The sequence below is a fragment of the Micromonospora foliorum genome, assembly GCF_022229015.1.
Classification (GTDB): domain Bacteria; phylum Actinomycetota; class Actinomycetes; order Mycobacteriales; family Micromonosporaceae; genus Micromonospora; species Micromonospora foliorum.
In genome coordinates this window covers 1-7,613 of record NZ_JAKKFF010000443.1, presented here as the reverse complement: position 1 = coordinate 7,613, position 7,613 = coordinate 1, and the positions used below count along the sequence as shown (strand labels likewise).

The 7,613-nt window shown below is 73.4% G+C and carries 8 protein-coding genes and 1 pseudogene; 5 read left to right on the top strand and 4 right to left on the bottom strand.

Annotation, left to right across the window (positions count from 1 at the left end; genetic code table 11):
• Positions 1-65 precede the first annotated feature (65 nt).
• The 5 genes from PSH25_RS26960 (at position 66) to PSH25_RS26940 (ending at position 4,369) form a co-directional block, all read left to right on the top strand.
• A complete protein-coding gene (locus tag PSH25_RS26960; RefSeq protein WP_238661703.1) occupies positions 66-539 on the top strand; it encodes a fluoride efflux transporter FluC in 474 nt (157 codons plus the stop codon).
• A complete protein-coding gene (gene crcB / locus PSH25_RS26955; protein ID WP_238661702.1) occupies positions 536-898 on the top strand; it encodes a fluoride efflux transporter CrcB in 363 nt (120 codons plus the stop codon). The genes PSH25_RS26960 and crcB overlap by 4 nt, the downstream gene beginning before the upstream one ends.
• Before the next feature lie 116 nt (positions 899-1,014).
• Positions 1,015-1,539 (top strand): PadR family transcriptional regulator, encoded by a 525-nt coding sequence (locus PSH25_RS26950; protein ID WP_238661701.1) that lies wholly within the window; start codon positions 1,015-1,017, stop codon positions 1,537-1,539.
• Complete coding sequence (locus PSH25_RS26945) at positions 1,536-2,216, top strand: ABC transporter ATP-binding protein (RefSeq protein WP_238661700.1); 681 nt, start codon at positions 1,536-1,538, stop codon at positions 2,214-2,216. The genes PSH25_RS26950 and PSH25_RS26945 overlap by 4 nt, the downstream gene beginning before the upstream one ends.
• A complete protein-coding gene (locus tag PSH25_RS26940) occupies positions 2,213-4,369 on the top strand; it encodes an FtsX-like permease family protein (protein ID WP_238661699.1) in 2,157 nt (718 codons plus the stop codon). The genes PSH25_RS26945 and PSH25_RS26940 overlap by 4 nt, the downstream gene beginning before the upstream one ends.
• A gap of 3 nt (positions 4,370-4,372) precedes the next feature.
• On the opposite strand, the gene cobA is transcribed toward PSH25_RS26940, so the two are convergent.
• The 4 genes and pseudogenes from cobA to PSH25_RS26920 form a co-directional block, all read right to left on the bottom strand.
• A complete protein-coding gene (cobA, locus tag PSH25_RS26935; RefSeq protein ID WP_238661698.1) occupies positions 4,373-6,013 on the bottom strand; it encodes a uroporphyrinogen-III C-methyltransferase in 1,641 nt (546 codons plus the stop codon).
• Positions 6,010-6,606, bottom strand: a complete 597-nt coding sequence (locus PSH25_RS26930) for a precorrin-8X methylmutase (protein ID WP_238661697.1) — start codon at positions 6,604-6,606, stop codon at positions 6,010-6,012. The genes cobA and PSH25_RS26930 overlap by 4 nt, the downstream gene beginning before the upstream one ends.
• Positions 6,603-6,785: a 4Fe-4S binding protein gene (locus PSH25_RS26925; protein ID WP_274528013.1), complete on the bottom strand. Its 183-nt coding sequence runs from the start codon at positions 6,783-6,785 to the stop codon at positions 6,603-6,605. The genes PSH25_RS26930 and PSH25_RS26925 overlap by 4 nt, the downstream gene beginning before the upstream one ends.
• 2 nt (positions 6,786-6,787) lie before the next feature.
• Positions 6,788-7,402 (bottom strand): annotated as a pseudogene (locus PSH25_RS26920) (SAM-dependent methyltransferase); the annotation flags it as partial.
• Positions 7,403-7,613 lie beyond the last annotated feature (211 nt).

Genomic DNA, 7,613 nt, shown 5'->3' with positions numbered 1-7,613 from the left:
GCGCTCAGGCCGCTGTCACCGACAGCGTGCTGGCGACGCTGGCGCCGGCACTACGCTGAGGAGCCGTGCCAGAGCCGTTCGAGCCGCGTACCGACCCCGACGTCGACCTGCGCGTCCCCGCCGACCGCCGCGAGCTGACCGCGCGCCCCGCGACGGTTCTCGCCGCGATCGCGGCCGGTGGGGTGCTCGGCGCGTTGGCCCGGGCCGGCCTGCAACACGCCGTTCCGCACCCACCGACCGGCTTTCCGTGGGCCACGTTCGCCATCAACACGTCCGGCTGCCTGCTGATCGGCGTGCTGATGGCGGTGCTCGGGCACATCGACGGCGGGCACCCGCTGGCTCGCCCGTTCCTCGGGGTCGGGGTGCTCGGTGGGTTCACCACCTTCTCCACCTACGCGGTCGACGTCCAGCAGGCGATCGTGGTGGGCGCACCGGGCACCGCGCTGGCGTACCTCGCCGCGACGGTGCTCGGGGCGCTCGTCGCGGTCGCCCTGGGCGACGCCGTCACCGCCGGGCTGGTGCGTCGGGTGGCCCGATGACCGTCCTGCTCATCGCCCTGGGCGCGGCCGTCGGCGCGCCGCTGCGCTACCTCACCGACCGGGCCGTGCAGTCCCGGCACGGCTCGGCGTTCCCCTGGGGCACCTTGCTCGTCAACGTGGCCGGGTCGCTGCTGCTCGGTGTCCTGGTCGGGTGGCCGGCCGGCCCGGCGGTCAGCGCGTTGGTCGGCACCGGGTTCTGCGGCGCGCTGACCACCTACTCCACCTTCAGCTACGAGACGCTGCGGCTGGCCCGGGGCGGCCATCGGCTCCTCGCGCTGGCCAACGTGCTGGGCAGCGTGACCGCCGGGCTGGCCGCTGCCACCGCCGGCTACGCCCTGGCCCGCGCCCTGACCGGCTGACCGCACACCCGCAACGTCACACCCGTTTCCATCGACACCAGCGCCCGGACCAGGCGTCGGTCAGCAACACACCGAGGGTATATACGCGAGGTATACCCTCGGTGTAGCCTGCAGGCATGAGCGTGCCACTGACTCTTCTCGGCCTCCTCGAACGGGAGCCCAGCCACGGTTACGACCTGAAGCGCGACTACGACGCCTTCTTCGGCCGGGGCAAGCCACTGCCGTTCGGCCAGGTCTACTCCACCCTCAGCCGGCTGGCCCGCGACGGCAAGGTGGTGATCAGCGACGTCGCCCCCGGCGCCGGCCCCGACCGCAAGCGCTACATCATCACCGACGTCGGCGCGACCGAGGTCGAGCAGTGGCTGACCCAACCGGTCGACCCGGAGCCGCACCTGCAGACAGTGCTCTTCGCCAAGGTCGTGCTCGCGCTGATGCTGGACCGGCCGGCCGCCGAATACCTCGACACCCAGCGCAGCGCGCACCTGCGCCGGATGCGTGAGCTCACCGAGATCAAGCGCGCCGGCAGCCTGGTCGACGCGCTGCTGGCCGACCACGGCCTCTACCACCTGGAGGCGGACCTCCGATGGATCGAGATGACCGGCGCCCGACTGGACGCCCTGCGGAAAGAGGTGCGGCCGTGAGCGTCGTGATCGAAGCGCGCGACGTGGAGTTCTCCTTCGGTCAGACCCCCGCCCTGCGCGGCGCCAGCGTCGCCGTGGAGGCGGGCGAGATCCTCGCCGTCATGGGTCCCAGCGGCTCGGGCAAGTCCACCCTGTTGCACTGCCTGGCCGGCATCCTGGTGCCCGACTCCGGCGAGATCCTCTTCGACGGGGCCGGGGTGCACGCCATGGCCGAGACCGAGCGCAGCAGCCTGCGCCGGGACCGGTTCGGTTTCGTGTTCCAGTTCGGTCAACTCGTCCCCGAGCTGACCGCGGTGGAGAACGTCGCGCTGCCACTGCTGCTCAGCGGCGTACGCCGCAAGCAGGCGCTGCCGAAGGCGTACGACTGGTTCGCGCGCCTCGGCCTGGACGGCCTGGAGCAGCGGCGCTCGGGTGAGCTCTCCGGCGGGCAGGCGCAACGGGTCGCCCTGGCCCGCGGCCTGGTCGCCGAGCCGCAGGTGCTCTTCGCCGACGAGCCGACCGGCGCGCTCGACTCGCTCACCGGCGAGCAGGTGATGGACCTGCTGGTCGGCGCCGCCCGCGAGCAGGGCACCACCGTCATCCTGGTGACCCACGAGCCCAGGATCGCGGCGTACGCCGACCGCGAGGTCATGGTCCGCGACGGGCGCGTGAACGCGCCGGACCGGATCGCCTCGTGATCCGCTTCGGGCTCCGCCTCGCCGTGGCCGGCGGCCGTGAGGCGCTCACCCGCCTGGTCGTCATCGCCGCCGCAGTCGCGGTCGGCAGCGGGCTGCTGCTGACCACCCTCGCCGGGGTCAACGCGGTCAACTCCCAGCTCACCCGGTACGCGTCGGTGTATCCCAACGCCTCGACGGCGGGTGACGCCGATCCCCTGCTGTGGTCGACCCGGGAGGACTACTTCCACGGTGAGCAGATCATCCGGATCGACCTCGCCGCGACCGGCCCGGACGCGCCCACCCCGGTCGGTATCCCGACCACCCCGGGTCCCGGCGAGTACTACGCCTCGCCCGCGTTCCGCGAACTGCTGGCCGCCCACCCGGCCGACCAACTGGGCGACCGCTACCCGGGGCGTGACCTCGGCACCGTTGGTCCGGCCGCGCTGACCTCGCCGGACACCCTGCTCGTCATCGCCGGCGGCACCCCCGACCAGATCGCGAAACTGCCCAATGCGCAGCAGGTCACCCGCGTCGGCGACACCCCCGCGCTGCCCGAGACGACGGTGAACCTCATTCTGGGCGTGATCGCCGGTGGGCTGCTCTTCCCGGTGCTGATCTTCATCGGCACCGCCACCCGGCTCAGCGCCGCCCGTCGGGAGCAGCGCTTCGCCGCGATGCGTCTGGTCGGCGCCACACCGAGGCAGATCTCGATGGTCGCGGCCGTGGAGGCGGCCGCCGCCGCCGTCGCCGGCACCGCCGTCGGCTTCGGCCTGTTCTACGCCTTCCGCGACCCGCTCGCGGGCATCCCGTTCACCGGCATGCCGTTCTTCCCCAGCGACATGTCGCTGGGCGTGCTGGACGTCCTGCTGGTGGCGCTCGGCGTCCCGGCCGGCGCCGCACTGGCCGCCCAGGTCTCGCTGCGCCGGGTACGGATCTCGCCGCTGGGCGTCACCCGGCGGGTCACCCCCCGCGCACCGCGCGCGTACCGGCTGATCCCGATGATGCTCGGCATCACCGTGCTGTTCTTCGCCATCGGGTTCCGGCCTCCGACATCCGATGGCCAGACCGCGGTGTTCCTGCCCGCCCTTCTGCTCATCATGGCTGGCCTGGTCTTCGCCGGCCCCTGGTTGACGATGGTCGGCGCGCGGGTGATGGCCCGGCATGCCAACCGACCGGCCACGCTCATCGCCGCGCGACGCCTCGCCGACAACCCGAAGGCCGGCTTCCGGGCGATCAGCGGCATCATGCTCGCGCTCTTCGTCACGAGCGTGGCCGTCGGCGTGATCACCACGATCGTCGCCAACCGCGGCCCGGCGCCGATCGGCTCGACGGAGGCGGGACAGGTGTCTCTCTACCTTCCTGAGGATGCGCCGGCGGTGCCTGACACGCTCTTCACCGAGCTGCGCTCGGTCAACGGCGTGCGCTCCGGGGCCGCGGTGCGCGAGAACCCGGACTGGATGAGCGCCAGCGAGCCCGGCGTGATCGCGTGTACCGACATCCCGAGCGCGTACGGCCGGTGTGCCGAGGGCGCCACAGTCGCAGAGGTGGCGACGAGCCTCGTCCCCTTCCGGGAGTCGGCGTCGTCCGCCAGGGTCTGGCCCTCCGCGTCGGTTTCGCTCGACGATCTCCAACAGCTGCCGGTGATGTCGATCGTCGTCGACACGGACGGGTCGGCAGCCGCCGTCGAACGCGTACGCACCGTCCTCGAGGCCACCTTCCCGGCCTTCCGGGTGGCACCGAACGTGCCCGGCGACTTCGAGTCGGAGTTCGCGAACACGCTGCGCGGCTGGGAGCAACTGGCCAACGTCATCATCGTGGCCAGCCTCGCGCTCGGCGGGTGCAGCCTCGCGGTCAGCGTCATCGGTGGTCTCACCGAACGCCGACGCCCGTTCAGCCTGCTGCGGCTCAGCGGCGCTCCGGTGCGGGTCCTGCGTCGGGTGGTGGCGCTGGAGAGCGCCGTACCGATGCTCGCCGTCGCCGCCGTCGCCATCGGCATGGGCCTCCTCGCCGCCCACCTGTTCCTTCGGGCGCAGATGGACTACACGCTCGTCGCGCCGCAGCCGGGCTTCTACGTGATCGTCGTCGTCGGGCTGGTGGCCTGCCTCGGCGTCATCGCCTCCACCCTGCCGCTGTTGGAACGCATCACCGGGCCGGAGACCGCCCGCAGCGAGTAGTCGTCATCCCGTCGGCCCGGTGGTGGTGAGGGCCACCACCGGGCCGAGGACGAAGACAGCGGGTGGGGCGACGCCCTCCCGGGCGGCGACGGCGCCGATCTCGTCCAGCCGGGCGGGCACCGACCGCTGCTCGGGCAGCCCGGCGTCCTGCACCGCCAGCACCGGGGTCTCCGGGGCGCGACCGTGCTCGATCAGCACGGTCGCGATCTTGGCGATGGTGTCGACGGCCATCAGCAGCACAACGGTGCCCCGGGCCCGGGCCAGCGCCGCCCAGTCGACGAGCGAGTCGGGGTGCCCGGGTGGCAGGTGCCCGGACACCACGGTCAGGTCGTGCGCCACGCCCCGGTGCGTCACCGGCACGCCGGCGAGCGCCGGTGCGGCGAGCGCGCTGCTCACCCCGGGGACCACCGTCACCGGGACGCCGGCCGCCGCACAGGCCAGCACCTCCTCGTGGCCGCGCCCGAAGACGTACGGGTCACCACCCTTGAGCCGGACCACCCGGCGACCGGCGCGGGCGTGCGACACGAGGGCCTCGTTGATCGCCTCCTGGGCCATCGACGGGCCACGGGGGACCTTCGCGGCGTCGACCACCAGCACGTCCGGGCGCAGCCCGGCGAGCAGCCCCTGCGGGGCGAGTCGGTCGACCACCACGACGTCCGCCGCGTCGAGCAGCGCCTTTCCGCGTACCGTGATCAGGTCGTCGGGCCCCGGCCCGCCGCCGACCACGGCGACCGAGCCGTGGTCGTGGCCGTGGTTGTGGTCGTGGTGGTCGTGCCCGTGATGATGGTGATGGCCGACCGGGTCGTCGGGGTGGTCGTGCGGGCGTTGCGGGCGACCCACCTTGTCGGCGAACCCGGGCATCAACACCCGGTACGCGCAGGTGTCGCAGTTCATCCGGATGTCCCCGCCCAGCGCCTCGGCGTACCGCTCCAGGACGAGGTCGGCGAGGGCGTCACAGTCGCCGATCACCTCGGCGACCCGGACGTCCAGGTCGGGGTGGGCGGCGGCGAACTCCGCCGACTGGGCGACGATCCGGTCCGGCAGCACCCCGGCGAACAGGAAGTACGGCGCCACCACGATCCGCCGCGCGCCGAGGCGGCGCAACCGCTCCAGCACCGCCGGCACCGACGGTTGCGCCAGGGAGATGAACCCCGGCTCCACGCCCGCGTAGCCGCGTCCCTCCCAGAGCAGCCGGGCGACCTTGGCGACCTCGGCGTTGGCGTCCGGGTCGGTGGACCCCCGCCCGATCAACGCCACCCACGTGCCGGCCCGGTCGGCACCGGCCAGTGCCGCGTCGATGCGCTGTTCGAGGGCTTCGTGCAACAGCGGGTGCGGGCCGAGCGGGCGGCCGTAGCGGTAGCCGAGCCCGGGGTGGCGCTGCTGCTCCCGCGCCATCGCGGCCGGGATGTCGCCCTTGCCGTGGCCGGCGCCGGTGAGCACCAGCGGCAGCGCCACCAGCGCCCGGTGCCCGCGGGCGACGAGCGCGCCGACCGCGTCGGTCAGTGGTGGGCGGGACAGCTCGATGAAGCCGCCCTCGACGTCCCCGACGGCACCGCGACCGCGGACCCGCTCGACGAGTGCGGCGAACTGTTCGACCCCGGCCGCGCTGCGCGTACCGTGCCCGACGATGACCAACCCGGTCATGACTTCTCCTCGACGTAGAGCAGGGCGTTGAGGGCGGCGGCGGCGACCGCCGAGCCACCCTTCTCCCCCACGTTGGACACGGCGGGCAGGCCGCTGGCCCGCAGCGCCGCCTTCGACTCGGCGGCGCCCACGAAGCCGACCGGTAGGCCGACGACGAGCGCCGGTGCGGCGTCCAGGGTGAGTAGTTCGACAAGCGCGGTGGGCGCGCAGCCGACCACCCAGACGGCGCCGGGTCCGACCCGTTGCAGGGCGATCCGGACGGCGGCCGCCGAGCGGGTGATGCCGGCCGAGCGGCCCAGGGCGGTGGCGGCCGGCTCGGCGACCGGGCAGACCAGTTCCAGGCCGGCCCGGGTGATGCCGGCGGCGACCATCGCCACGTCGGTGACCACGGGCGCTCCGGCGCGCAGTGCGGCCAGCCCCGATTCCAGGGCCGCCTCGTCGCAGACCAGCTCGTCGACGTACGCGAGGTCGGCGCTGGCGTGCACCACCCGCTCGGTCACCGCCCGGCTCAGCGGCGGCAGGTGCGACAGGTCGACGCGCTCTCGCAGGATGCGGTACGACTCGACCTCGATGGGGTGCACCACCCGGCTCATCGGGTTCCTCCAACCGCGTCGGGCTCGACGACGCGGATCGCGTCGACCGGGCAGATCTCCAGGCACTCCAGGCAGCCGGTGCAGCGGTCGGCGCGGACCGTGAGGCCACCGGCGACCGGTCGGATCGCGTGCGTGGGGCAGGTGAGCAGGCAGGCGCCGCAGCCCTGGCAGGCGTCCATCGTCACGAGCGCCACCGGTACCCCCTGGGTGTGACCATCCGGCCGGCGACCAGCCGGGTGTCGCTGCTGCCGACGACCACGACGCTGTACATGTCGACGATGGCCGGGTCGAGCGTGCCCAGGGTGGCGAGGTGCACCCGTTCGCCGGGGCGGCTGGCGTTGCGCACCACGCCCACCGGGGTGTCCGGTGGTCGGTGCGCGGCCAGGATGCCGAGCGCCTTGCCGAGCTGCCAGTCGCGGGCCCGGCTGCGCGGGTTGTAGAAGAGCGTCACGAAGTCACCCTCGGCGGCGGCGGTCACCCGCCGTTCGATGACGTCCCACGGGGTGTGCAGATCGGACAGGCTCAGGTAGGCGTGGTCGTGGCCGAGCGGCGCGCCGAGCAGCGCCCCGGCAGCGAGGGCGGCGGTGACGCCGGGCACGCCCACCACGTCGATCCGCTCGTCGGCGTACTCCAGGGCGGGGCTGGCCATCGCGTACACCCCGGCGTCGCCGGAACCGATAAGCGCGACGGCCCGCCCGGCGGCGGCCTCGGCGACGGCGGCGCGCGCCCGCGCCTCCTCCGCGCCCAGCCCGCTGGAGAGCACCCGGGTTCCCGGGCGGAGCACGTCGCGGAGTTGTGTCTTGCGGCCCAGTTGGTCGTAGACGTACCCGAGTGCCTCGCCGCGGGCGTCGACTGTCTGCTTCAACGCGTTGCCGTCGTAGACGGCGCTGGTCGTGGTGCCCTTGTCCGGGTCGGTAGTGCGCCCGAGGCGGCCCTTGGCGTCGTACTCGTTGATCCACTAGTTTCCGGCGGCGTCGGTGTTCTTCGTCGCCAGATCGGAAGAGCCC